Below are 25,491 nucleotides of genomic sequence, written 5' to 3'. Positions count from 1 at the left end.
GCACCGTGCGCCGCCGACTGATCAACTCCACGCTCGCCGTGGTCCTCGTCGTCATCGCCGTCTTCGGGGTCTCCCTCGTCATCGTCGAGACGCGCACCATCAGCAGCAGCGCCCAGGAGAGCGTCGACTCCGAGGCCGTCCGGCTCGTCAGCATCGTCGAGTCCCGGCTCGTCGGCGGCGAGCCCGTCAACCCGGACATCCTCGCCCAGCAGAGCGGCGCCAAGCGGTACGCCCTGATCGAGATCCCCGGCCGTCCCCCCATCGAGATCGGCGACCGGCCCGAGGGCAGCGTCATCCGCGGCACCGCCGACGGCAAGCGCGGCGAGAAGGTGACCGTCGAGGAGTCCCGCTCCACCGTCACCGCCGAGGTCGGCCGCACCCTGCTGATCATCGGCGCCGTGGCGCTGCTCGCCGTGATCGCCGCCGTCCTCCTCGCCGTACGCCAGGCCAACCGCCTCGCCTCGCCGCTCACCGACCTCGCCGAGACCGCCGAACGGCTCGGCTCCGGCGACCCCCGGCCCCGCCACAGGCGGTACGGCGTGCCGGAGCTCGACCGGGTCGCCGACGTCCTCGACGCCTCCGCCGAGCGGATCGCCCGGATGCTCACCGCCGAGCGGCGGCTGGCCGCCGACGCCTCCCACCAGCTGCGTACGCCGCTGACCGCGCTGTCCATGCGGCTGGAGGAGATCGCCGAGACCGACGACCCGGCCACGGTCAAGGAGGAGGCGCACATCGCCCTCACCCAGGTCGAGCGGCTCACCGACGTCGTCCAGCGGCTGCTGACCAACTCGCGCGACCCGCGCACCGGCTCGGCGATCGCCTTCGACCTCGACGAGGTCGTCAAGCAGCAGATCGAGGAATGGCGGCCGGCCTACCGCAGCGCGGGGCGGGCGATCGTACGGTCCGGGAAGGTCGGCATGCGGGCCGTCGGCACCCCGGGCGCGGTCGCCCAGGTACTGGCCGCGCTGATCGAGAACTCGCTGATGCACGGTGGCGGCACGGTCGCACTGCGCACCCGGGTCACCGGGAACCAGGCCGTCGTCGAGGTCACCGACGAGGGGCCGGGCGTACCGCCGGACCTGGGGGCGCGGATCTTCGAGCGGACCATCAGCGGCCGCAACTCCACCGGCATCGGCCTCGCCGTCGCCCGCGACCTCGCGGAGGCGGACGGCGGCCGGCTGGAGCTGCTCCAGCAGCAGCCGCCGGTCTTCGCGCTGTTCCTCAGCCGCGAGGTGCCCAGCCGCAAGGACAGGGCGGGCGAGGAAGAGCCCCGTACGGTCCGCTAGCGGCGCGGGGCGACCGGCTCGCCGGTGCGCTCGGGCTCGGCCCGGCGCTGCTCCAGGAACGATTCCGCAGCCGGTACGGGCTCGTGCCCCGGCAGCGTACGGAAGACCCACGTCCGGTACGACCAGAAGCGGAACAGGGTCGCCACACCGATCCCGAAGAACTTGAAGAAGTTGTTCTGCAGCGGGCTGTCCCAGCCGAAGCCGTACGTCGCGGCGTACAGCACACCGTTCTCGATGACCAGCCCCGCCAGGCTGAACAGCAGGAAGAGCGTCAGCTCCTTCGTACGGCGGCTCTTGTCACGGTCCCGGTACGTGAAGTAACGGAAACCCACGTAGTTGAACGCGATGGCGACGACCGTGGCCAGCAGGCTGGCACGGACGACCGGGAGCTCCGTGGTGTGACGCAGCAGGTTGAAGACCGCCATGTTCACCAGCAGGCCGAGGCCGCCGACGAGACCGAATTTGGCGATCTCGCGGACGAGCTGGTCCAGCCGCACCCGCAGTGCGCCCCGTTCACTCATGGTGATCTTTCAGCCCCGTCCGGTCGAGTGGGTCAACCAAGCCATGCTAACCACCCGCCCGTGACCACGCGCGGGGACGGATAAAGGCCCCCCGCGGGGGCCGGATACCCTATGAGGGTGACGTTCCCGGTAGTAGGCATGGTGGGCGGCGGACAGCTCGCCCGGATGACCCACGAGGCGGGTATCCCCCTCGGCATCAAGTTCAAGCTCCTCAGTGACTCCCCCCAGGACTCCGCGGCCCAGGTGGTGAGCGAGGTCGTCATCGGCGACTATCGCGACCTGGACACCCTGCGTGAGTTCGCGCGCGGCTGCGATGTGATCACGTTCGATCACGAGCACGTACCGACCGAGCACCTGCGGGCCCTGGAGGCGGACGGCATTCCCGTCCGGCCGGGGCCCGGCGCATTGGTGCACGCCCAGGACAAGGGCGTGATGCGGGCCAGGCTCGACGAGATCGGCGCACCGTGCCCGCGCCACCGCATCGTGAAGGACCCGGCGGACGCGGCGGCCTTCGCCGCCGAGACCGGCGGTTTCCCGATCATCCTCAAGACGGTGCGCGGCGGGTACGACGGCAAGGGCGTGTGGTTCGTCCGCTCCGAGGACGACGCCCGCGACCCGTTCCGGGCGGGCGTGCCGGTCCTCGCGGAGGAGAAGGTCGACTTCGTACGCGAGCTGGCGGCCAACATCGTCCGCTCCCCGCACGGCCAGGCCGTGGCGTACCCCGTCGTCGAATCACGGCAGGTCGACGGCGTCTGCGACACCGTGATCGCCCCCGCGCCCGGCCTGTCGGCCGAGCTGGCCGGCCAGGCCCAGGAGCTCGCGCTGCGCATCGCCAAGGAACTGGACGTCGTCGGCCACCTCGCCGTCGAACTGTTCGAGACCCGCGACGGCCGCATCCTCGTCAACGAGCTGGCGATGCGCCCCCACAACTCGGGCCACTGGACCCAGGACGGCGCGGTCACCTCGCAGTTCGCCAACCATGTACGGGCCGTGCTCGACCTGCCGCTCGGCGACCCGCGCCCGCGCGCGACGTGGACCGTCATGTGCAACGTCCTGGGCGGTGACTACCCCGACATGTACCAGGCCTACCTGCACTGCATGGCCCGTGACCCCCAGCTGAAGATCCATATGTACGGCAAGGACGTGAAGCCCGGCCGCAAGGTGGGGCACGTCAACACCTACGGCGACGACCTCGACGACGTGCTGGACCGCGCGCGTCACGCCGCCGGCTACCTGCGAGGAACGATCGTTGAGTAACCCCCTGGACACTCCGCTCGTGGGCATCGTCATGGGCTCCGACTCCGACTGGCCCGTCATGGAGGCCGCGGCCGCGGCCCTCGACGAGTTCGAGATCCCGTACGAGGTCGACGTCGTCTCCGCGCACCGGATGCCGCGCGAAATGATCGCGTACGGGGAGCGCGCCGCCGACCGGGGCCTGAAGGCGGTCATCGCGGGCGCCGGCGGCGCCGCGCACCTGCCCGGCATGCTCGCCTCGGTCACGCCGCTCCCCGTCATCGGGGTCCCCGTGCCGCTGAAGTACCTGGACGGCATGGACTCCCTCCTGTCGATCGTCCAGATGCCGGCGGGCGTCCCCGTGGCCACCGTCTCGGTGGGCGGGGCGCGCAACGCGGGCCTGCTGGCGGCGCGCATCCTGGCGACCTCCGACCCCGACCTCCTCTCCCGCATGGCCGACTTCCAGCAGGAGCTGAACGACCAGGCGACGGAGAAGGGCAAGCGGCTGCGGGCGAAGGTCGAGGGCTCGGCGTCATTCGGTTTCGCCAAGTGACGGCCGGCCGTTTCCGGGACGAGGCGCGCGAGCTGCTCGCCTCGTACCCCGTGGTCGACGGCCACAACGACCTGCCGTGGGCGCTGCGCGAGCACGCCGGCTACGACCTGGACCGCCTCGACATCGGGGCGGACCAGACGGGCCGGCTCCACACCGACATCCCGCGGCTGCGGGCGGGCGGGGTCGGCGCCCAGTTCTGGTCGGTGTACGTACGCGCCGGCATGGCGGGCGACGACGCGGTCAGCGCGACGCTGGAGCAGATCGACTGCGTCGACCGGCTGCTCGCCCGCCACCCGGCCGACCTGGCGCCCGCGCTGACGGCCGACGACATGGAGGCGGCGCGGGCCTCCGGGCGTATCGCGTCGCTCAAGGGCGCCGAGGGCGGCCACTCCATCAACAACTCGATGGCCACCCTGCGGGCGCTGTACGCCCTCGGCGTCCGCTACATGACCCTGACCCACAACGACAACGTCCCCTGGGCCGACTCGGCGACGGACGCCCCGGGTGTCGGGGGCCTCTCCGCGTTCGGCCGGGAGGTCGTCCGTGAGATGAACCGCCTCGGCATGCTGGTGGACCTCTCGCACGTGGCCGACACGACGATGCGTGACGCGCTGGCGGTGTCCGAGGCCCCGGTGATCTTCTCGCACTCCTCCTCCCGGGCGGTGTGCGACCACCCCCGCAACATCCCCGACGACGTGCTGGCCCTGTTGCCCGCCAACGGGGGCGTCGCCATGGCCACGTTCGTCCCCAAGTTCGTCCTCCCCGCCGCCGTCGACTGGACCCGGCGGGCCGACGAGAACATGCGGGCGCACGGCTTCCACCACCTGGACACCACCCCCGAGGCGATGCGCGTCCACGCGGCCTTCGAGGAGGCCCACCCGCGCCCGGTCGCCACCGTCGCCACGGTCGCGGACCACCTCGACCACATGCGGGAGGTCGCGGGCATCGACCACATCGGCATCGGCGGCGACTTCGACGGCACGGCGTTCACCCCGTCGGACCTGCCGGACGTCTCGGCGTACCCGAACCTGATCGCGGAGCTCCTGCGCCGCGGCTGGTCCCGTACGGACCTGGCGAAGCTCACCTGGCACAACCCGCTCCGCGCCCTCCGCGACGCGGAATCCGTCTCCCGCTCCCTGTCGGCCCGCCCCGCCTCCACGGCCACGCTCGCGTCCCTGGACGCCTGACCACCCGGCGGGCCCGCCCGGTGGGTGTGGGGCGTGGCCCCTCCGGGCTCACCTCCTCGAGGCCGGCGGCCTTGGGTACGCCGGAAGGGGAGCCCTTCCGACGCCGCCAACCTCTGCGGGGGCGACCCTGCACGGCCCCGCCCCGGTCGTACGCCGACTGCGGCCCGGTGGGTCTGGGGGAAGGCGGGTGGAGATGCCCGTGGTGCGCCGGGTGCGGGCGGCTGTTTCGACTACGGCGAGGAGGGGCCGTGCAGGGTCGCCCCCGCAGCGGATCGGCGGCGAGTAACGGTCACGAGACCGGGTGGGCACCCCGCCGACCGCGAGGAGGCGAGCCCGGAGGGGCCCCGACGGTGCCCACCGGCGCAAGCCACCCCGCCAGGGGTCCGGGCCGCAGCCCGGACGACAACGCCCGCCCCGCCAGGGCCCGGGGCCCGACCGCGCCCACCGGCGCAAGCCACCCCGCCCATCGCGGCGCGGCACCGCCCCGCCAGGCCCGGGGTCCGGGGCGGCGCCCCGGCAACGCCACGCCCGCGGCGCTCCGCGGTCACCCGGACGCAGTACGTCGCCGCGACCCCCGCCCGCCCCCATGCCACCGTGGCCGTATCGGCTCGTCGTCCGTCCCCGGAGCGGAGCTCCCCCATGGCAGACCTGCAGGACCACCCGTACGCCGCACCCTCCGCGATCGGTGAACTCGACGACACGCCCGACGGCGCCGCCGAGGCGCCCACGCCCGCCGAGGTCGACATCGAGCGGGCCCGCGTGCTGCTCGCCGCGCAGCTCGTGGTCGACGGTCACAACACCCTCGCCCAGGAGCTGGACCGCACGCACTGGCACGACCTCCAGCACGGCTCGGCCCTGCTCGACACCGACATCCCGCGCATCCGCGCCGGCGGCGTCGGCGCGCAGTTCTGGTCGCTGCACGTACCGCCCGGCCCCGCCGCCGTGCAGGACACGCTGGATCGAATAGACGCCGTACGGACACTCATCGCGTCCTGCCCGGAGGCCCTGCGGCTCGCGCTCACCGCCGCCGACATGGTCCAGGCCCGCGACTGCGGCCGGATCGCGTCCCTCCTCGGGCCCGTCTCCGGCGCCGCGCTCGGCGACTCGCTGGGCACCCTCCGCGCCTACCACGCGCTCGGCGTCCGCAGTGTGAGCATCGCCGGTACGCACTGGACGGCCGACCCCGCCGGCCTGACGCCGTTCGGGGAGGAGGCGGTCCGCGAGATGAACCGCCTCGGGGTCCTCGTCGACCTCTCGGGGGCCTCCGAGCCCACCATGGACCGGGCCCTCGACGTCTCGAAGGCGCCGGTCATCCTCTCCCACTCGGCGGCCCACGCCCTCACCCGGCACTCCGCCAACGTCCCCGACGACGTACTGCGCCGCCTGCACGCCAACGCCGGCGTCTGCATGGTGAGCTTCGCGCCCGACCAGGTCGCCCGCCACACCGGCCGGCCGGCCACCCTGTGGGACGTGGCCGACCATGTGGAGCACGTCCGCGAGGTCGCCGGGCCGGAGTGCGTCGGGCTGTCGGGTTCGTACGGCATGGCGACCGACGCCCCGCACACCATCGGCCTGGAGGACGCGTCCTGCTACCCGAACCTCATCGCCGAGCTGCTGCACCGCGACTGGTCCGAGGCCGACATCGCCGCCCTGACGTGGGGCAACGCGGCCCGTGTCGTACGCGAGGCGGCGGACGCCGCGCAACCGGCGTAGGGCCTACGCGCGGCACAGGCAGAACGGGTGCCCCGCCGGATCCGCGTACACCCGGAAGCCCCGTTCGCCCCCGCGGTCGTCGGCGTCCAGCGGACGGGCGCCGAGCGCGAGGACCTGCTCGTGCGCGGCGTCGATGTCCTCGACGTCGAAGTCCAGGTGGAGCTGCTGGGAGTTCCGGTCGGCCCGCGGCCATTCGGGCGGGCGAAGGCCCGGCGCACGCTGGAAGGCGAGCCGCTGCCCGTCGGGGAGGTACAGGTCGATCCAGTCCTCGTCGCCGGGATCGCCCTTCACGTCACCACCGAGCATCGCGGCGTAGAACTCGGCGAGGCGACGCGGTTCGGGACAGTCGATCGCGGTCAGAGTGAGTGTCGCAAAGCCCATGGCGCCCGAGTGCCGCCGCAGCCGCCCCGTAAACCCGCGGGCCGCCCTCAGGCCCGCGGCCGTCACCCCGTAAACCCGCGGCCCGTCCTCAGGCCCGCGGCCGCCCCATCGCGCGGAACGTCCAGCCCGCCTCGCGCCAGCGCTCCGCGTCGAGCGCGTTGCGGCCGTCCAGGATGAGCCGGTTCGCCGCGACCTCGCCCAGCTCCGCCGGGTCCAGCTCGCGGAACTCGCGCCACTCCGTCAGGTGCAGCACCACGTCCGCGCCCCGCACCGCGTCCAGGGCGCTGTCGGCGTACGCCAGCGTCGGGAACAGCCGCCGGGCGTTGTCCATGCCCTTCGGGTCGTACACGGTGACCTGGCCGCCCTGGAGGTGGATCTGACCGGCGACGTTCAGCGCGGGGGAGTCCCGTACGTCGTCCGAGTCCGGCTTGAACGCCGCGCCCAGCACCGCCACCCGCTTGCCGAGGAACGTGCCGTCGCCCAGGGCCTCGCGCGCCATGCCGACCATCTGGCCGCGGCGCCGCATGTTGATGGAGTCGATCTCGCGCAGGAACGTCAGCGCCTGGTCGGCGCCCAGTTCACCGGCCCGCGCCATGAAGGCCCGGATGTCCTTGGGGAGGCACCCACCGCCGAAGCCGATCCCGGCCCGGAGGAACTTCGCGCCGATCCGCTCGTCGTAGCCGATGGCCTCGGCGAGCTTCACCACATCGCCCCCGGCGGCCTCGCACACCTCCGCCATCGCGTTGATGAAGGAGATCTTCGTCGCGAGGAAGGAATTCGCGGCGGTCTTCACCAGCTCCGCCGTGGGGAAGTCGGTCACCACGAACGGCGACCCTTCCCCCATCGGTGTGGCGTACACCTCACGCAGCAGCTTCTCCGCCGCCGCGCTCTCCACGCCCACCACGATCCGGTCCGGGTGCAGCGTGTCCTGCACGGCGAAGCCCTCGCGCAGGAACTCGGGGTTCCACGCCAGCTCCGCGTCCGCGCCCACCGGCGCCCGGTCGGCGAGCAGCCGCGCGAGCCGCTCCGCGCTGCCGACCGGCACGGTCGACTTGCCGACGACCAGCGCGGGGCGCTTCAGGTGCGGGGCGAGGGAGCCGAAGGCGGCGTCGACGTAACTCATGTCGCAGGCGTAGTCACCGTGCTTCTGTGGCGTGTTCACACAGACGAAGTGGATGTCGCCGAACTCGCCGACCTCCTCCCACGACGTCGTGAAGCGCAGCCGCCCGGTGGAGCCCTCGATCCCGGCGACGTGCCGGTGCAGCAGCTCCTCGAGACCCGGCTCGTACATCGGGACGCGCCCCGCCGACAGCATCTCGATCTTCTCGGGGACGACGTCGAGCCCGAGCACCTCGAACCCCAGCTCCGCCATGGCCGCCGCATGGGTGGCGCCCAGGTATCCGGTGCCGATCACGGTGATCTTGAGGGCCATACGGTGCTCCATTGACGTACGGGAGGGAGTGCGGCCCCGAGCATAGTCGTGCCCCGGCGAGGGCACCGTTCTCCCGGGACCGGCGCTGTCGTCAAGCTCACGTATGCCTGGCTCGCCCCGGCCCACTAAAATTCGTGTTACTTAACGGTAGTTAGCAGCAGCTCAGGGGAGTGAGAGAAAGTGGCGGGAACGCCTGACTTCGATCTGTACCGCCCGTCCGAAGAGCACGACATGCTCCGGGACACCGTCCGCTCGCTCGCCGAGGCCAAGATCCTCCCGTTCGCCGCCGCGGTGGACGAGGAGGCCCGCTTCCCGCAGGAGGCGCTGGACGCCCTCGTCTCCTCCGACCTGCACGCCGTGCACGTCCCCGAGACGTACGGCGGCGCGGGCGCCGACGCCCTCGCGACCGTGATCGTCATCGAGGAGGTCGCCCGCGTCTGCGCCAGCTCCTCCCTGATCCCGGCGGTCAACAAGCTGGGCTCGCTCCCGGTGATCCTCTCCGGCTCGGAGGACCTCAAGAAGAAGTACATGACCCCGCTCGCCAAGGGCGACGCGATGTTCTCGTACTGCCTCTCCGAGCCCGACGCCGGCTCCGACGCCGCCGGCATGAAGACCAAGGCGGTCCGCGACGGCGACTTCTGGGTCCTCAACGGCGTGAAGCGCTGGATCACCAACGCGGGCGTCTCCGAGTTCTACACGGTCATGGCCGTCACCGACCCGGCCAAGCGCTCCAAGGGCATCAGCGCCTTCGTCGTCGAGAAGGGCGACCCCGGTGTCTCCTTCGGCGCCCCGGAGAAGAAGCTCGGCATCAAGGGCTCCCCGACCCGCGAGGTCTACCTCGACAACGTACGCATCCCCGCCGACCGCATGATCGGCGAGGAGGGCACCGGCTTCGCCACCGCGATGAAGACCCTGGACCACACCCGCATCACCATCGCGGCCCAGGCCCTCGGTATCGCCCAGGGCGCCCTGGACTACGCCAAGGGGTACGTCCAGGAGCGCAAGCAGTTCGGCAAGCCGATCGCCGACTTCCAGGGCGTGCAGTTCATGCTCGCCGACATGGCCATGAAGATCTCCGCCGCCCGCGCCCTCACCTACCAGGCCGCCGCGGCCTCGGAGCGCGGCGACGCCGACCTCACCTACCTCGGCGCCGCCGCCAAGTGCTTCGCCTCCGACATCGCCATGGAGGCCACCACCGACGCCGTCCAGCTCCTCGGCGGCTACGGCTACACCCGCGACTACCCGGTCGAGCGCATGATGCGCGACGCCAAGATCACCCAGATTTATGAAGGCACGAACCAGGTGCAGCGGATCGTCATGGCCCGCAACCTGCCGTAACACCCCCCACACCGCACAGCACGGCCCCCGGCATTCCGCCGGGGGCCGTGGCGGTTAGGCTGCGCTGCCGCACAATCAGCACAGCACCAGGTGGGGGACCCCATGAGCGCGGATCGCCAGGTCTCCGCACTGCTCAAGCAGATAGCGACCCAGGACGTCGTGGTCGTCACCAACGAGTTCTCCCACGCCGGAAGAACCGCGACGCTCGCGCACGTCGTCGAGCACTACGGCTTCGAGTACGCCGAGGCGCGGCGCGAGGGCCGCAACAAGCAGACCCTCGCCGTCTACCTCTACCGCGACCCCGCGCCCGAGGCCCGCGCCCGCGAGGCGGCGACCATCGCCGCGCACCCGCAGGCCGGCATGGGCGGCACCGTGCCCGGCCTCCAGCCCGGCACCCTCAAGCCGACCCCCGAGGCGGCGGAGGCGGTCGCCCGGCTGAGGGACCGGATCGGGTTCGACGTCATGACGCAGATGGCGGCGGCGCGGCAGATGGGCTTCGCCTGGTTCTGCGTGGCGGCCCTGGTGGTGACGCTGCTCATCTGCGAGATGTACGTCGGCGCCCTCGCGGGCGGGGCCGCGCTCGCCGCGTTCCTCGTCGGTGGCGTCAAGATCGGCGGGCTTCGCCGGCAGCGCATCGCCGAGCGCCTCCAGGCGGCCGGATTCACCCCCGTACAGGACGAGACGGGGCGGCAGCGTTTCCTCCGCCCCGGCCAGCGGCTACCGGGCCACGCGAACCCCTTCGCGACCTGATCACTTCTCCGTGACGGTGACCTTCTCGTCGTTCTGGATCTGCTGCACCAGCTGCTGCACCTTGGCCTTGTCCCAGACGAGGTTGCCGCCGCGGGTGCCGTTGACCGGCATGTTCATCGACGTACCGTCGCCGCCGCTGATGCCCTTCATCGCGAAGAACATCTCGCCCAGGTCGAACAGCGACATGTCCTTGTCGACGATCAGCGTGTCCAGGCCCGCGCCCATCGTCGGGTAGAGCTTGAACGGGTTGAGGATCGTGCCGGGCGTCGCCGCCTGGCTCGCCAGCGCGGACAGGAACTTCTGCTGGTTCTTCGTACGGGCCAGGTCCGACTCGGCGAAGGCGTACCGGGTCCGTACGAACGCCAGGGCCTGCTCGCCGTTGAGGGTCTGCTTGCCGGCCTGGAAGTCGGCGCCCGACTTCTTGTCCTTGAAGCCCTTCTCGATGTTCATCTCGACACCGCCGAGGGCGTCGACGATGTTCGCGAAGCCGGCGAAGCCGATCTCGGCGTAGTGGTCGATGCGCAGCCCGGTGTTGTGCTCCACGGTCCGCACCAGCAGCTCGGGCCCGTCCTCCGCGTACGCGGCGTTCAGCTTCACACGGCGGCCCTGGGCCGGGAAGGTCTTGCCGGACTCCGAGCCCACGAACTTCGGAATCTCCACGTCCGAGTCGCGGGGCAGCGAGACCATGGTGTTCCCGCTGCCGCAGGCCGCCAGGATCATCATCGAGTCGGTGCGCTTGCCCTCGGCGGAGCCGGTGTGCAGCTTCCTCTTCTCCTCGGCCGTCATGCCCTCACGGCTGTCGGAGCCGACGATCAGGTACGTCGTGCAGTCGCCCTCCTTGGGGCGGTCGATGACCTTGGCGAGGTCCACCTCGCGGCGCATCTTGCCGTCGGCCCAGAAGTACGTACCTATCGTCGTGCCGAGCACGGCCACCAGGACCACGATCGACCCGATCTTGATGCGGCGGCGCCAGTCCGGCGCGGGCGCGTGCGGGTTCCCGCCGCCGCGTCCGCCGCCGCCCGGCGGGGTGCCGTAGACCTGGCCGGTGTTGTAGCCGCTGTCGTACCCGCGCGACTGCTGCTGCGGGAGCGGCGGCGCGGCGGGGCGCTGCACATGGCGCATCACCCGGGCGCCCTCGGGCTGGGCGTCGGCGCTGCCGCGGCCGTATCGCGCGTTGCGGTCGTCGGTCCATCCATCGGGCCAGTCGTTCATGCGGACCAGTGTGCAGGCCGCTCCCGGGAGCCCGACAGGGCGGGTGGGAAATCGGGCCGGGGCTGTAGCGAACCTGATGCAATGAGGGGCGGGACGGACTCGGGCATAGGGTGGAGGGCATGACAGATCAGGCCTCCGAGCTGCGGGGAAAGCCGACCTCAGCGTCCCGCACCACCCTCAGCCACATCATGACCGGCAGTGACACCAACCTCCTCGGTACGGTGCACGGCGGCGTGATCATGAAGTTGGTGGACGACGCGGCGGGTGCCGTCGCCGGCCGTCACTCCGGTGGGCCCGCCGTGACGGCGTCCATGGACGAGATGGTGTTCCTGGAGCCCGTCCGCGTCGGCGACCTGGTCCATGTCAAGGCACAGGTCAACTGGACCGGCCGGTCCTCCATGGAGGTCGGCGTCCGCGTCCTGGCCGAACGCTGGAACGAGTCCACGCCCGCGACCCAGGTCGGCTCTGCCTACCTGGTCTTCGCCGCCGTCGACGCGGACGGCAAGCCCCGTGCCGTCCCGCCGGTGATCCCGGAAACCGAACGCGACAAGCGCCGCTACCAGGAGGCGCAGATCCGCCGCACCCACCGCCTGGCCCGCCGCCGCGCGATCAAGGAGCTCCGTGAGAGGCGCGCCGCGGAGGGCATGCAGGACTGACGCCGGGGCTCCGCCCCGAACCCGGTTTCGTCTGCGGGCCGTTTGTGCCCACCCGTTCCGCCCCGCGGAACGAATGCCCACAAACATCCGGAACCGGCCCGCAGCCGGAGTCCGGCCGGGGTGGGGCCGTGCAGGGTCGTCCCCGCAGAGGTTGGCGGCGACGGAAGGGCTCGCACCTCACGTACCCAAGGCCGCCGGCCTCGTGGGGGTGCCCCCTCTGGGGGAGAGACGAGCCCGGAGGGGCCACGCCCCCACCCACCGCCCGACCCCGCCGGGGCGCCCACCCGCGCCCGGGCCGCCCACCCGCGCCCGGGCCGCCCACCCGCGCCCGGGCCGCCACTCGCGCCCCGCCCGCCGAAACCGCCCGCCCGCGCACGCCGAAACCGCCCACTCGCCGGCAGGTGTCACGCGCACACCACCTGGTCGCCCGTGACCACGCCGAATTCGCCCTGGAACGCGTCCTCCGCCCGCACCGGCAGGACCCCCGCGAAATTCGCCCCGGCCGTGACCTTGAACGTCGCGCCCTGGCCCTCCACCGGCCGCAGCTCGCAGCCGGGGAGCGCCGTGGCCAGGGAGCGGGCCGAGCGGTCCCAGCGGGGGTCGAACCACACGATGGTGCGGGCCACGTCACGCCGCGCCCAGTTCAGGGCCGTCGCGCTCGTCCGGAAGCCGGTCGCCCGCAGCGCCGCGTCGATCCGGGCGCCCAGGCCGTGCACCCGCGTGCCGTTGTAGACCTGCACCCGGATCTGCTGCGGCGAGACCTCCACAAGCTTTTTGCGGACCGAGCTGCGCGGGGCGTACGGGGCGAGCGGTTTGTCGTCCCGTACCGCCGCGAACAGCTTCTTCGCCTTCACCGGGTCCCACTTCACCGTCGAGCCGATGCCCTTGACGGGGAAGCTGGTGTCGCTGACCGGTACGGAGGTGAACTCCGACGACGCGGCTGTGAAGCCGCGCATCGCCTTCGAGAGGGCCAGCATCTGCTCCGCTCCGAAGCCCTGGTCGGCCCGTACGGAACTCAGCATCGAGGTGATGACCTGCTGGAACTTCACCGGGTTCAGCATGGTGCCGTTGCTGGTCGCCTGGTCGATCAGCGCTGCCATGAACCGTTGCTGCCGCTGCATGCGGCCCAGGTCGGACGCCCCGTCGACATGGCGGGAGCGCACGTACTGGAGGGCGCCCCCGCCGTCCAGCTTGTGCGTTCCGGCCGGCAGGTCGAGCCCGGTGTACGCGTCCTTCATCGGCTTGGCGGTGCAGATCTCCACGCCGCCGATGGCGTCGACGGTCCGCATGAAGCTGGTGAAGTCCAGCTCCAGGTAGTGGTCGATCTTGACCCCCGTCATGTGCTCGACGGTCCGTACGGTGAGGTTCGGCCCGCCCTCCGCGTACGCGGCGTTCAGCTTCACCGGGTGCTTGTGGTGGTACTTGCCGGTGGTGGCGTCGGTGTGGGGCGGGATCTCGGCGTACGAGTCGCGCGGCAGCGACACCATGCTGGCCCGCTTACGGTCGGCGGAGATGTGCACGAGCATGATCGTGTCCGTGCAGCGGCAGGGCGCGCCGCCGAGCCGGTACTTCTCCTTCTCCCGTGGCGTGATCTTGTCGCGGCCGTCGGTGCCGACGACCAGGATGTTCGTGCCGTGACCGGGCGCGGGGCGGTTCTTCATGTCCTTGAAGGGGTCGACCCGGCCGATCTCCGTGTCCAGGCTGGTCACGACCGCGTGCCCGATCCCGCCCGCCGCCAGCACCAGCACGGACAGGGTGGTCGCCATCCGCATGCCCCACCGCGGTTTCGCTCGCCGCACGGCCGGTGCCGGCGCCGGTGCCGGGGCCCGTCTCGGCCGGCCGGGGGCAGGCGGCCGGGGAGGGACGGGGCGGCGGGGCGGCGTGGGCACGAAGGACACCTCCGCGGGCGGTTGGGGGAATAGTCGGCACAGTAGGCCCATACGATCAGCGACTGCCCGCGCCACCCGGGCGGCGCGCACCGCTGTCCCCCGTTCGCGGTAACGTGACAGACGATGAACGCCACGCCCACGCCCCTGCCGCCCGTCTCCGTGATCATGCCGGTCCTCAATGAGGAGCGGCATCTGCGCGCCTCGGTCCGTCACATCCTCGAGCAGGAGTACGACGGTGAGATGGAGGTGGTGATCGCGCTCGGCCCGTCAACGGACCGTACGGACGAGATCGCCGCCGAGCTCGTACGAGAGGACTCCCGCGTCCACACGGTGCCCAACCCCACCGGGCGTACGCCCGCGGCCCTGAACGCCGCGATCAAGGCGTCGCGTCACCCGATCGTGGTACGGGTCGACGGGCACGGCATGCTGTCGCCGAACTACATCGCGACCGCCGTCCGCCTCCTGGAGGAGACGGGCGCGCAGAACGTCGGCGGCATCATGCACGCCGAGGGCGAGAACGACTGGGAGCACGCGGTCGCCGCCGCGATGACCTCGAAGATCGGTGTCGGCAACGCGGCGTTCCACACCGGCGGCGAGGCGGGCCCTGCCGAGACCGTCTACCTGGGCGTGTTCCGGCGCGAGGCGCTGGAGCAGCAGGGCGGTTACAACGAGGAGTTCATCCGTGCCCAGGACTGGGAGCTGAACTTCCGCATCCGTGAGGCGGGCGGCCTGATCTGGTTCTCGCCGGAGCTGAGGGTCCAGTACCGCCCCCGGCCCAGCGTCCGCGCGCTGGCGAAGCAGTACAAGGACTACGGCCGCTGGCGCCACGTCGTCGCCCGCTACCACCAGGGTTCCATCAACCTCCGCTACCTCGCCCCGCCGACCGCCGTCTGCGCCATCGCGGCGGGCATCGTGGTGGGCGCGACGCTCACCCCGCTCGGCTTCGTGGTCCCGGCCGGCTACCTGGCGGCGATCACCGCCGGCTCCGTCCCGGCCGGCAAGGGCCTGTCCCTGAAGGCGCGCCTCCGGATCCCGGTGGCGCTGGCGACGATGCACATGTCGTGGGGGTACGGGTTCCTCACGAGCCCCCGCTCGCTGGCCCGCAAGGTCATCGCCAGCCGCCGCCCGGCGGTCGTCCGGACGGCGGCGTAGCCGCAGCGCTCACCAGGTGAAGTTCGGGTCCACTTCCATGCAGCCGGACTGGTCGGCCCTGCTCGTGTTGGACCCGGGCGCCTTGCCGGTGGCCTTGGGCTTCGGGTAGGTGTCGCCCTCGCGCCAGTCGGCGCCCACGACGAGCGTGATGCCCTGGACCTGGTCCGACTTCTTCACCGAACCGACCGGGATCCCCAGGGCCTTGGCGACCGCCTGGGCGTCGCCCTCCAGGTCCGCGCTCGGGAACTGGACGACCGTCTTGGCCTGACGCGGGGTGAGCGTGCCGGCCTCGGCCTGGGTGTAGCCCTTCTGGGCCAGCAACCCGGCGACCGTGGTCGCCCGCCCCTGGGCGGAGCCCAACTGGTCGGTGTAGGTGCCGTTCTGCACGGTCACCTTGGTCTCGGCGGGCAGGGCCGCCTTGTCCTTGGTCGCGGTGGGGGTCGCACGCTTGGACGCCTTGCCGTCGAGCGGGATGTCCTCGCGGATCATCCGGAAGAGTTCCTCGGCCTCACCGGGCGTGGGCTCGACCTTGCCGGGCTTCCTGGTCGAGTAGAAGTTCGGCATCGTCGTCATCGTGATGCGCCCGGTCGGGACGCTCTTGAGCTGCTCGGCCAGGTCGTACAGCTTGCCGATGGTGTCCAGACCCTTGTCCACGGTGAGCGCATCGGTGGCCGCCTCGGCCAGCTTGCGCAGCTTGTTGGGGTCGGTGAGCTTCGCGTTCTTGCGCAGCTCGCGCACCATCGAGTTCATGTACATGTGCTGCGCCTTGGCCCGCTCCAGGTCGGTGCCGCCGACCCAGCCGTAACGCGTCCGCAGCCACTGGAGCGCCTGCTCGCCCTTGATGGGGTGCGTGCCCTTGGCCAGCTTCAGGCCGGAGCCCTTGCCGTCGCTGGTGCGGGACTCGATGTTGTTGTTGACGCAGACGGGTACGCCGCCGATGGCGTCGGCCATCGAGACCACACCCGCGAAGTCGATCATCATGAAGTGGTCGATGGGGATGCCGGTGAGCTCTGCCCAGGTGGCCACGGTGCAGCCCGGACCGCCGCGGTTCAGCGACTCGTTGGTCGAGGCGAACAGACTCTCCTGATAGATCTTCCCGGTGTCCGGGTCCCTGCACTCCGGGATCTTCAGCATGGTGTCGCGCGGCATGCTGACCACGGAGATGTTGCTGCGGTCGGCGGACAGGTGCACCAGCATCTGTACGTCGGCGAGCGGCGGACCGTCGAAGGTCTCCTTGGCGCCGCCCAGGTCCTGGTTGGCCTGGGAGTTCCGGGCGTCCGAGCCGATCAGGAGGATGTTCAGCGGTGTCTGGCCCGCGGCGTTGGCCCTGTGCTCGGGCATCTTGTTCTTGCCGAGCGTGAGGTCGTCCTTCTTTATCTTGTCGTTGAGGTACTCGTAGTAGAGGTAACCGGCGCCGGCCGTCCCCAGTATCAGCAGCGACAGCACGGAGGCGCTCCACCGGAGCACCCGCCGCTTGCCCTTCTTGCCGTTCCGGGAGCCCTTGCCGGAACCCTTCCCGGCGCCCTTTCCGGCGCGGCGACGGCCACCGCCACCGCCGCCACCACCGCGACGGTGGCTTCCGCCACCGTCGGAACCTCCCACCGCTTCCGCCGCTTCCGCCGCTTCCGCCGGTTTCGCGGGTTTCGCCGGTTTCGCGGGGTCCTCCGTGTCGCCGGACGACGCGTCCTCGTACAGACCGTCGTCCCAGCCCATTTCACGGGCGTGCGGAACGCTTTCCCGCGTCCCCTCCCCGCGCACGCTGCTGTGTCCCACCCCAGGTCCCCCTGTCGTTCAGGAACGCGTTATTCCGCGCATACCTGCTTGTCTGCCACTACTTTCTGCACACCCTCCGGCGCCTTCGCCGGACCGGTGATGGGCACCCCCGCGCCCTTGAAGTCCCCGCCGAGGGTGAGCTTCATCGGCTCCATCTCCCCGGCGTCCTGCGTCCCCTGCTTCAGCGCCGTGGCGGGCAGGCCCATCAGGTCCGCGAGTGTGCGGGCCTGGTCGGCCTGGTTCGGCGCGAACTCCAGTGTCGTCCTGGCGATCTCCTGCGGGGCGTTGCTCTGGTTCGTGGACCTGAAGACGCCCTCGTCGTTCTGCAACCAGTCGAGGGTCTTCTGCGCCGCGCCCGTCTTGCCGCTGCCGTTGTACACGTCCACGCGTACCTCGGAGGCCTCCGCCCGCGCGCCCTTGAGCAGCGCGGCCTGGGCGTTCTTGGCGTCCTTCTCCTTCTTCTTCACCTCGGTGAGCGAGACGTCGTTCTGCATCATCGAGAACAGCGGCTGCGCCTTCGCCTCGTCGACGACCACCGTTGCCTTGACGGTCTCGGCGGGGTTGTCGATGACGGGAAGGGTGGTGAAGGTGATGTTCTTGGGGTTCACCTTGGCCAGCTCCGTGCCGAGGTCCTGGAGCTTGTTGATGCTTCCTATCCCCGTGTCGACGGTCAGCGCCTCGGTGGCCGCCTCCGCGAGGTCGACCATCTTGGACGGACTGGTGAGCGTCTCGCTCGACTTCATCTTGCGGATCATCGAGCTGAGGAACTGCTGCTGCGTCTTGATCCGGTCCAGGTCGCTCTCGTTGCCGAACGCGTGCCGCGTGCGGACGAACGCGAGGGCGTCCTCGCCCATGATGATGTGCTTGCCCTTGGTGAGCTTCAGCTTCGACTGCTTGTCGTTGACGTCCTTGGCCACGCACACCTCGACGCCGCCGATGGCCGTCGTCAGCGTCTTCACCGCGTTGAAGTCGGCCATCATGAAGTGGTCGACGGTCAGCCCGGTGATCTCCTTGACCGTACGCATGGTGCAGCCGGGGTCGCGGCCGGCCTGACCGAGGCTGGTGTTGAACCGGACTCCCTGCTCGCCCGGGATCACCTTCGTACCCTCGGTCGTCTTCGTCTCGCAGTCCGGGATGTCGGTCATCAGGTCCCGCGGGATGGACATCGCGGTGGCGTTCGTCCGGTCCTTGGAGACGTGGAAGAGGATCGTCGTGTCGGCGTGGCCCGCGCTGTTCTTGTCGCCGTAGCCCTCGTTGCCGTCGCCGGTCCGCTTGTCCGTACCGATGACCAGGATGTTGATGGCCTGGTCCTTCTTGAAGCCGCCGCTGCCGGCGCCCGCGATGTCGACCGTGCTGATGTTGGAGTTGAGGTGCTCGTAATAGGCGAACGCCGTGATGGCGAGGGCGACGACCATGCCGGCCGTCACACCGCTCGTCCACATCAGGGCCTTCTTCTTACGGGACTTCTGCGGCTTGCGCTTGCGGCGGCCGGCCGCCGGGGGCGTACCGCCGCCGCCCGGTGCGTCCGGGGCGCCGGGGGCGCGGCGCCTGCGCTGGCCGGGGACGCCGGCGGTTCTGCGGCCGGACGAGCCCGCCGGGGAGGCGGTTCTGGAAGCGGTGGAGCCGCGGCGGCGGGTGGTGCGGGAGGACTGCGCCGACGGGGCCGACTGCCCAGCGGAATGATCCAGTCGCAGTTCGTAGTTGCCGGTCTGCGGGTTGAGTACCCACTGGTCGGCGGGGTCGATGTCGTCCGCCCGTCCACGGCTGTGCGCGTCCACGGTTGCTTGAGTCCTCCGTCGGTGCCACGCGAGGCGCCTCCCCCGTCAGGCGCTCGGTTCCACGATCTCGAGTGCTGCGACCTCACGGCCGGGAGCACCGGATCGCGTCACACTATCCGCCCAGTTCAGCGTGGGGCGACGCCCGTGACAAATTCCACGCCCCTTACAAGGGGGCAATCCGCCCAATACGCCTGCAGTGTGGCGCCCTCTTTGGGTATCGCTTTACTCGCGGCGATTTATCTGCAGGTACCGACAGCGGCATTCGTGCCCGCGAAAGTCGGCGTCGCCGAGGGCTGCTCCCTCTTGCGCCTGTTCGATTCCCCGGGCTCCTCGCTGCCGGACTCGTTCTGCCCGTCGCCGGGCACGACCGCGACCGGCTCGTCGTCACGCAGCCGCTTGAAAAGGCTGTTCGCACGAGGCTGTACGAGTTCGTCCCGGTTGGGGTTGTTACGGTAAGGGTGGCGCGGAACGGTCAGGAACTGCACCTTTTCGGTAGGTACGCTGCGCATGGCGCGCGACAAGTCGTACAGGTCCTTCAACGAGTCCAGACCCGGGTCGGTCGTGACGGACTTGGTGGCCGCGTCGAGCACCGGGTAGAGGCGCGTCGGATTGAGCAGCACCCCATTGCTCTGCACCTTGTTGACGAGCGCGCCGAGGAACCGCTGCTGGCGGTCCATGCGTTCGGTGTCACTGCCGTCGCCGAGCGACTTGCGGGCCCGTACGTAACCGAGGGCCTGCTCCCCGTTGAGGGTCCGGGCGCCGGCCTTCAGGTTCACCCGCGCGTCGGGGTCGTTGATGGGCTCGGTCACACAGACCCGTACGCCGCCCACCGCGTCCACCATGTCCTTGAAGCCCCGGAAGTCGATCACCACGTGGTGGTCGATGCGGATGCCCGTCAGCTTCTCCAGCGTACGGACCGTGCACGCCGTACCGCCGCGCTCGAACGCCCAGTTGAACTGGGCGAACTGCGCAGTGGTGCGGCTGCCGTCCCGCTTGCGGCAGCTCGGGATGTGCACCATCAGGTCGCGCGGTACGGACACAGCCGTCGCGCCGCGCCCGTGGGCGGCCAGGTGCAGCAGGATGGTCGTGTCGGAGCGCTGGGTGCCCTTGTCGCGGCCGTACCGGGCGTTGCCGCTCCCGGCGCGGGTGTCCGAGCCGATCAGCAGGATGTTGCGCGCCCCGCGCACGAGCGCGCTCGGGCGCTCCCTCTCGTACCGCTCCAGCTCGGTGGCGGCGGAGCTGTCGGTGGTGATGTTGGCGTCGAGCTTCTTGTACAGCCACCATCCGGCGCCGGCCGCCACGAGCACGGCGACGGCGCCCACGAAGGCGACGACACGCAGCCCGCGCGGCCGGAAGCCGGTGCGGTGGAGGGTGGTGGGCGGCTCGGCCGGCTCGGCGGTGGGGGGCTGCTTCGCCGGGCGCGTCCCGTTCTTCGCCCTGCCGCCGGAGGGCGGCGCCGTACGCTGCCCGCGCTTCCTGCCGCTCTTGGCGCCCTTGCCGCCCTTGCCGCTCCTGGGCGAGCGGCCCTTGCCGGAACCGGCTGGGGTGCCCGGACCGGACGCCCCTGTCGGGGGGTCCGGCTCCGGGGGCGTACCAGCGCTGTCCGTCACGTCGTCCGTCCGTCCTTCACACGAGGGGTGTGAGTCCGATCATCCATCGCGGACGGCGCCGGAACCCGGGGGACTCGGCCCGCCGTGCGCCGGACGGGTGCACTTCACACCAGAGTGCTGGTGACGCGCTCGCTCTCGACCCGCTTCTGGAGGTCCTCCGGCGACAGCTGGTCCAGGTTCCGGCACAGCACGACCGACGCGCCGGCCGCCAGCGGCGCGTACAGCCCCGCCGACAGCCCCTCCCACGTGTCGTACGGCAGCGCCGACAGCAGCCGCGCCCCGCTCGCCAGGTCCAGCCGCCGCGCGTCCGCGCGTGCCCGGTCCGCGAGTTCCGCGCCGGTCAGCTCCGTACCGCCCACGGAGAGCGCCGGGGCGTCCGGGTCCACCGGGGCGTACGCGGCGAACACGTCGCCCTGCGTCGGGACCTCCACCGCGTAGTCGTCGTACCCGGCCGGCGGGGTCGGGAAGCGGCGCCCCAGCGGCGCCAGGGACAGCGCCAGGCGCTCGCCCCGGCAGGCGAGGCCCTCGTCGAGCCGGTCCGGCCCGGCGACCACGTGGTCCGCGGCGGCGGGGTCCCCGCCGACGTCGGCGACGACGCCCACCGAGGAGCAGGCGACCAGCCAGACGGCGGTCTGCCAGTGCGCCGGCAGCAGCAGCGCGACCCGCTCGCCGGGCTCGGCGGACAGGCCGTCCTGGAGGAGGTTGGCCGTCTTGGCCACCCAATTGGAGAAGGTGGCCACCGACAATTCGACACGTTCACCGGTGGCGTCGTCGTAGTAGGTGACCAAGGGGCGGGCCGGGTCCGCGGCGAGCGCGGATCGCAGCAGGTCGGCGGGGGTACGGTCGCTGGCATTCACGCGCGCCAGGGTACGCGCGCGGGGCGGGCGGGGTCGGCCGTACCGGTGACGGCGTCCACCGGTCGGACCGATGGACCGTCAGTTTCCGGGTGGTTCCCCGGCGGGCGAACCGCGCCCGGCCTGCACAGGATCGGCTTCATGCGTGCCTACCTTGCATCCTCGATCGGCGTCGCGTGCGCCGCGGCCCTCGTCCTTCCGCTGTCGCTCCCCGCGAGCGCGTCGACCCCGCCGACGGCGTCGTCGCCCGGCGCGTCCACGACCACGCCCGGCGCGTACGGCCCGTCCGGTGCCGTCGCCGCCTCGTCCCGTACCTCCGCCGCCCCTGCCGGAGACGTGTCCGTCCCCGGTTCCACCCAGTCACTGCCGCTCGTGACCCTCCGCTCCGAGCGGGCGGGCGGCGCCGCGCTGAAGGGGCTGGCCCGACGGGACGTCCGCCCGTTCTCGCTGGTCGGCGTCGTCTGGGACGACCCGGACGCCGAGCTCCACGGCTCGGTCCAGGTCCGTACCCGCGCCACCGGCTCCCGCACCTGGTCCGGCTGGCAGTCCGTCGAGACCCACAACCAGGCCCACGCCGCCGACCCCGGCACACCCGAACGCGACTCCGGCACGGTACGCGGCTCCACCGCCCCGCTGTGGGTCGGCGCCTCGGACGGCGTCGAGGTACGCGTACGGGCCGAGGCCCCCCGCTCCGGCGCCGCGCCCGCGTCCCTGCCGCGCGGTATGCGCATCGAGCTCGTCGACCCCGGCGACGAGCCCAGCACCGAACCCGCCAGCGAGGACACCGCCCAGGGCCCCGAGGTCCCCGAGGGCACCGACACCGGCACCACCAGCGGCCAGGCGCCGGCCCCGGCGCTGACGCCCGAGGAGTCGGCCGCCTCCGCCGTCAACGCCGAACTCGTCCCGCTCGGCGCGACCGAGATCCCCGAACTGTCCAAGGCCGAGACGGAGGCGGCGTTCGCCGACCAGTTCGGCGACGAGGCCATGGCCTCCAAGCCGTACATCGGTCCCCGCCCGCGCATCATCACCCGCAAGGGCTGGGGCGCGGACGAGAAGCTGCGCGAACGCAACTTCGTCTACACCAAGTCCGTCCAGGCGGCCTTCGTCCACCACAGCGCCACCGGCAACAACTACACCTGCAAGCAGGCCCCCTCCGTTCTGCGCAGTATCTACCGCTACCACGTCAAGAGCAGCGGCTGGCGTGACTTCGGCTACAACTTCGCCGTCGACAAGTGCGGAAACATCTACGAAGGCCGGGCAGGAGGCGTGGCCAAGGCGGTGCTGGGCGCGCACACCCGCGGCTTCAACACCAACAGCATGGGCATCGCGGTCCTGGGCACGTACAGTCAGTCCACCCCGCCCTCGGCGGCGGTGACCGCCGTCGCGCGGCTGACGGCATGGAAGCTCGGGCTGTACGGAAAGGATCCGCGGGGGAAGGCCACGCTGACGTCGGGTGGCGGAAACCTGTACAAGAAGGGCACGAAGGTCAAACTCAACGTCATCTCCGGGCACCGGGACGGCTTCTTGACCGACTGCCCCGGCACACGGCTCTACGGCAAGCTCGGCACGGCCCGGAAAGCGTCGGCCAAGTACCAGGGCCGGTGACGACGACCGGGACGGCTGTACCGAACGGTCTGCATACACTGTCCGGTCGTATCGGTCATATGACCGATGTGGCCCATCGACCGGACCCAGCAGGAAGCAGAGACGACAGGTGACAGAAGCGATCCTCCTGGTCGGTGGCAAGGGCACCCGGCTGCGTCCGATGACGGTGAACACGCCCAAGCCGATGGTCCCGGCGGCGGGCGTCCCGTTCCTCACGCACCAGCTGGCCCGCGCGCGGGCGGCGGGCGTCGAGCACATCGTGCTGGCGACCTCGTACCTCGCCGAGGTGTTCGAGCCGTACTTCGGCGACGGGTCGTCGCTCGGCCTGCACATCGAGTACGTCACCGAGAAGGAGCCCCTGGGCACGGGTGGGGCCATCCGCAACGTCGCCTCCCGCCTCCGCTCCGGCCCGGAGGAACCCGTCCTGATCTTCAACGGGGACATCCTGACCGGCCTGGACATCCGGGCCCTGGTGGACACCCACGAGACGTCCGGCGCGGACGTCTCGCTCCACCTCACCCGCGTCGAGGACCCGCGGGCGTTCGGGCTCGTCCCGACGGACGCCACCGGGCGGGTCACGGCGTTCCTGGAGAAGCCGCAGACGCCCGAGGAGATCGTCACCGACCAGATCAACGCGGGCGCGTACGTCTTCCGCCGCTCCGTCATCGACACCATCCCGGCGGGGCGGCCGGTCTCGGTCGAACGCGAGACGTTCCCCGACCTGCTGGCGACCGGCGCCCACCTCCAGGGCATGGTCGACTCCACGTACTGGCTGGACCTCGGCACCCCGCAGGCGTTCGTGCGCGGCTCCGCCGACCTCGTGCTGGGCCGCGCCCCCTCGCCGGCCGTCCCGGGCCGCCGCGGTGACCGGCTCGTCCTCGACGGCGCCTTCGTCGCCACGGACGCCAAGCTCACGGGCGGTACGGTCATCGGCGCCGGCGCGACGGTCGGCGAGGGCGCCCGCGTCGACGGCAGCACGGTCCTGGCCGGCGCGGTCGTCGAGGCCGGCGCGGTGATCAGCGACTCGCTGATCGGCGAGGGGGCCCGGGTGGGCGCGCGGACGGTCCTTTACGGGGCGGTCATCGGCGACGGCGCCCATGTGGGCGCGGACAACGAACTGCGCGACGGGGTGCGGGTGTGGTGCGGGGCGCGGCTGCCGGACGGGGCGGTGCGGTTCTCCTCGGACCAGTAGGGGCCAGTAGGGTCGTAGGCACCAGACCTCCGAGGACGGACCGTACCCGTGGCAGGCCGCTACGCCCCCCGCACGACCCGCACGACCGGCACGACCGTGCGCGGCGGCCATGTCGTCATACCCGCGCAGGCCTCACCTCCCCGGACGAGAAGCTGGACGCCGCCGTGGCCGCTGGACCTGGGGCTCGCCCTGGGGCCGCTGCGGCGCGGCCCGGGCGACCCGACGTTCCGGACGGCGCCCGACGGGTCGGTGTGGCGGGCCACCCGCACCCCGGAGGGCCCCGGCACGCTGCGGGTCGCGGCGCGGGGCGGGACCGTCGAGGCGGAGGCGTGGGGCGCGGGCGCGCAGTGGCTGCTGGACCGCCTCCCGGCGCTCCTCGGGGCGGAGGACGACCCGTCCGCGTTCACCCCTCGCCACCGGCTGCTGGCCGTGACCGAGCGGCGCCGCCCGGGGCTGCGGCTGACCCGTACCGGGCTGGTGATGGAGTCGCTGATCCCCTCGATCCTGGAGCAGAAGGTCACGACGGACGAGGCGTACCGGGCGTGGCGTCTGCTCGTACGCAGGTACGGCGAGCCCGCGCCGGGCCCGAACGACCGGCTGTACGTCATGCCCGAGCCGCGTACGTGGGCGCTGATCCCGTCCTGGGAATGGCACCGCGCGGGCGTCGACGCCAAGCGCTCCACCACGATCCTCCGCGCGGTCCGGGTGGCCCGCCGCCTGGAGGAGGCCGCCGCGATGGACCCGGTGGACGCCCGGCGTCGGCTGGAGCTCATCCCGGGCATCGGCCCCTGGACGTCCGCCGAAACGGTCCAGCGCAGCAACGGCGCCCCCGACGCGGTCACCACCGGCGACTACCACCTGCCGAGCATCGTCGGCTACGCCCTGGCAGGCCGCCGGGACGCCGACGACGAGGAGATGCTGGAGCTGCTGGCCCCCTACGCGGGCCAACGCCACCGCGCCGCCCGCCTCATCCTCCTCAGCGGCCACATCCCACCCCGCCACGGGCCCCGCTTCACCCCCGGCAACATCGCCACGCTCTGACCCCCGGAGCCGCCCGGTCACGCGGTGCCGTCCGGCGGGGCTCTCCGCCTGGGCGCCGCCCCGCGGTTGGGGCACTCGGGGCGGGTCGCCCGCACGGTTGAGTCGCCGTCCCGGCGGGTGGGCCCCGTGGTCGGCCCGTGCGCGGGGGCGTGCCGCAAAGCCCGGAGTCGCCCCGGCGGTCGAGTCGCCGCCGAGGCGTGCCTGTCGGACCCGCCCGCCCCGGCGTGGCGTCCGCGCTCGGGTGCCGGCTTGGAGGCGCCCGTCCGGGTGTGGGCTCTCCGGGTCGCCCGCGCGCGGGAGCGTGCCTTTGGGGCCGCTCCGGGGATCGTGTCCTG

21 protein-coding genes are annotated in these 25,491 nt (G+C 71.8%); 12 read left to right on the top strand and 9 right to left on the bottom strand.

Features of this window, described 5'->3' with window-relative positions; genetic code table 11:
• The first annotated feature begins 5 nt into the window (after nucleotides 1-5).
• Nucleotides 6-1,286 (top strand): ATP-binding protein, encoded by a 1,281-nt coding sequence (locus BKD26_RS17580; protein ID WP_084898970.1) that lies wholly within the window; start codon nucleotides 6-8, stop codon nucleotides 1,284-1,286.
• Here BKD26_RS17580 and BKD26_RS17575 read toward each other — a convergent pair.
• Nucleotides 1,283-1,807, bottom strand: a complete 525-nt coding sequence (locus BKD26_RS17575) for a GtrA family protein (protein WP_073757693.1) — start codon at nucleotides 1,805-1,807, stop codon at nucleotides 1,283-1,285. The two genes, BKD26_RS17580 and BKD26_RS17575, sit on opposite strands and share 4 nt — an antisense overlap.
• A 117-nt stretch (nucleotides 1,808-1,924) precedes the next feature.
• Here BKD26_RS17575 and BKD26_RS17570 point away from each other — a divergent pair, with 117 nt between their 5' ends.
• The 4 genes from BKD26_RS17570 (at nucleotide 1,925) to BKD26_RS17555 (ending at nucleotide 6,493) form a co-directional block, all read left to right on the top strand.
• Entirely contained in the window at nucleotides 1,925-3,064 is a 1,140-nt protein-coding gene (locus BKD26_RS17570; RefSeq protein WP_084898969.1) for a 5-(carboxyamino)imidazole ribonucleotide synthase, read from the top strand.
• Nucleotides 3,065-3,095: 31 nt separating this feature from the next.
• On the top strand, nucleotides 3,096-3,593 hold the full coding sequence (gene purE, locus BKD26_RS17565; protein WP_084899319.1) for a 5-(carboxyamino)imidazole ribonucleotide mutase: 498 nt from the start codon (nucleotides 3,096-3,098) through the stop codon (nucleotides 3,591-3,593).
• Nucleotides 3,590-4,780, top strand: a complete 1,191-nt coding sequence (locus BKD26_RS17560) for a dipeptidase (RefSeq protein WP_084898967.1) — start codon at nucleotides 3,590-3,592, stop codon at nucleotides 4,778-4,780. The genes purE and BKD26_RS17560 overlap by 4 nt, the downstream gene beginning before the upstream one ends.
• 639 nt (nucleotides 4,781-5,419) lie before the next feature.
• Nucleotides 5,420-6,493, top strand: a complete 1,074-nt coding sequence (locus BKD26_RS17555; RefSeq protein WP_084898965.1) for a dipeptidase — start codon at nucleotides 5,420-5,422, stop codon at nucleotides 6,491-6,493.
• 3 nt (nucleotides 6,494-6,496) lie between these two features.
• On the opposite strand, the gene BKD26_RS17550 is transcribed toward BKD26_RS17555, so the two are convergent.
• Nucleotides 6,497-6,874: a VOC family protein gene (locus tag BKD26_RS17550; protein ID WP_084899317.1), complete on the bottom strand. Its 378-nt coding sequence runs from the start codon at nucleotides 6,872-6,874 to the stop codon at nucleotides 6,497-6,499.
• An 88-nt stretch (nucleotides 6,875-6,962) separates the two neighbouring features.
• Nucleotides 6,963-8,306 (bottom strand): UDP-glucose/GDP-mannose dehydrogenase family protein, encoded by a 1,344-nt coding sequence (locus tag BKD26_RS17545; RefSeq protein WP_084898964.1) that lies wholly within the window; start codon nucleotides 8,304-8,306, stop codon nucleotides 6,963-6,965.
• A gap of 180 nt (nucleotides 8,307-8,486) precedes the next feature.
• Between BKD26_RS17545 and BKD26_RS17540 the strand changes: the two genes are divergently transcribed.
• Nucleotides 8,487-9,644, top strand: coding sequence for an acyl-CoA dehydrogenase (locus BKD26_RS17540; protein ID WP_084898962.1), 1,158 nt, complete (start codon nucleotides 8,487-8,489; stop codon nucleotides 9,642-9,644).
• Nucleotides 9,645-9,746: 102 nt separating this feature from the next.
• A complete protein-coding gene (locus BKD26_RS17535) occupies nucleotides 9,747-10,394 on the top strand; it encodes a hypothetical protein (RefSeq protein WP_084898960.1) in 648 nt (215 codons plus the stop codon).
• Here BKD26_RS17535 and BKD26_RS17530 read toward each other — a convergent pair whose 3' ends face one another.
• Complete coding sequence (locus BKD26_RS17530; protein WP_179166573.1) at nucleotides 10,395-11,606, bottom strand: LCP family protein; 1,212 nt, start codon at nucleotides 11,604-11,606, stop codon at nucleotides 10,395-10,397.
• A 119-nt stretch (nucleotides 11,607-11,725) separates the two neighbouring features.
• On the opposite strand from BKD26_RS17530, the gene BKD26_RS17525 reads away from it, so the two are divergent.
• Nucleotides 11,726-12,262: an acyl-CoA thioesterase gene (locus tag BKD26_RS17525; RefSeq protein WP_084899314.1), complete on the top strand. Its 537-nt coding sequence runs from the start codon at nucleotides 11,726-11,728 to the stop codon at nucleotides 12,260-12,262.
• A gap of 404 nt (nucleotides 12,263-12,666) precedes the next feature.
• On the opposite strand, the gene BKD26_RS17520 is transcribed toward BKD26_RS17525, so the two are convergent.
• On the bottom strand, nucleotides 12,667-14,034 hold the full coding sequence (locus BKD26_RS17520; RefSeq protein ID WP_084898959.1) for an LCP family protein: 1,368 nt from the start codon (nucleotides 14,032-14,034) through the stop codon (nucleotides 12,667-12,669).
• 240 nt (nucleotides 14,035-14,274) lie between these two features.
• On the opposite strand from BKD26_RS17520, the gene BKD26_RS17515 reads away from it, so the two are divergent.
• The gene (locus tag BKD26_RS17515; protein WP_084898957.1) at nucleotides 14,275-15,303 is read left to right on the top strand and encodes a glycosyltransferase family 2 protein; all 1,029 of its coding nucleotides are present in this window, start codon (nucleotides 14,275-14,277) and stop codon (nucleotides 15,301-15,303) included.
• Nucleotides 15,304-15,312: 9 nt separating this feature from the next.
• Here BKD26_RS17515 and BKD26_RS17510 read toward each other — a convergent pair whose 3' ends face one another.
• The 4 genes from BKD26_RS17510 to BKD26_RS17495 form a co-directional block, all read right to left on the bottom strand.
• A complete protein-coding gene (locus BKD26_RS17510) occupies nucleotides 15,313-17,076 on the bottom strand; it encodes an LCP family protein (protein ID WP_241518705.1) in 1,764 nt (587 codons plus the stop codon).
• A gap of 29 nt (nucleotides 17,077-17,105) precedes the next feature.
• Nucleotides 17,106-18,854 carry an LCP family protein gene (locus tag BKD26_RS17505; RefSeq protein WP_084898954.1) on the bottom strand — a complete coding sequence of 583 codons (1,749 nt, stop codon included), beginning with the start codon at nucleotides 18,852-18,854 and terminating at the stop codon, nucleotides 17,106-17,108.
• 236 nt (nucleotides 18,855-19,090) lie between these two features.
• The gene (locus tag BKD26_RS17500; RefSeq protein ID WP_084898952.1) at nucleotides 19,091-20,464 is read right to left on the bottom strand and encodes an LCP family protein; all 1,374 of its coding nucleotides are present in this window, start codon (nucleotides 20,462-20,464) and stop codon (nucleotides 19,091-19,093) included.
• A 104-nt stretch (nucleotides 20,465-20,568) separates the two neighbouring features.
• Nucleotides 20,569-21,321 (bottom strand): TIGR03089 family protein, encoded by a 753-nt coding sequence (locus BKD26_RS17495; RefSeq protein ID WP_084898950.1) that lies wholly within the window; start codon nucleotides 21,319-21,321, stop codon nucleotides 20,569-20,571.
• Between the two features lie 138 nt (nucleotides 21,322-21,459).
• Here BKD26_RS17495 and BKD26_RS17490 point away from each other — a divergent pair, with 138 nt between their 5' ends.
• The 3 genes from BKD26_RS17490 to BKD26_RS17480 all read left to right on the top strand — a co-directional run bounded on the left by BKD26_RS17490 (nucleotide 21,460) and on the right by BKD26_RS17480 (nucleotide 25,156).
• Nucleotides 21,460-22,923 (top strand): N-acetylmuramoyl-L-alanine amidase, encoded by a 1,464-nt coding sequence (locus tag BKD26_RS17490; RefSeq protein ID WP_084898949.1) that lies wholly within the window; start codon nucleotides 21,460-21,462, stop codon nucleotides 22,921-22,923.
• Nucleotides 22,924-23,032: 109 nt separating this feature from the next.
• The gene (locus BKD26_RS17485; RefSeq protein WP_084898947.1) at nucleotides 23,033-24,115 is read left to right on the top strand and encodes an NDP-sugar synthase; all 1,083 of its coding nucleotides are present in this window, start codon (nucleotides 23,033-23,035) and stop codon (nucleotides 24,113-24,115) included.
• 96 nt (nucleotides 24,116-24,211) lie between these two features.
• Nucleotides 24,212-25,156, top strand: coding sequence for a DNA-3-methyladenine glycosylase 2 family protein (locus BKD26_RS17480; protein WP_241518723.1), 945 nt, complete (start codon nucleotides 24,212-24,214; stop codon nucleotides 25,154-25,156).
• Nucleotides 25,157-25,491 lie beyond the last annotated feature (335 nt).

Source organism: Streptomyces sp. CB03238 (genome assembly GCF_002099185.1).
Classification (GTDB): domain Bacteria; phylum Actinomycetota; class Actinomycetes; order Streptomycetales; family Streptomycetaceae; genus Streptomyces.
The sequence above is the reverse complement of the archived record's forward strand: the minus strand, read 5'-3'. Positions and strand labels throughout refer to the sequence as shown.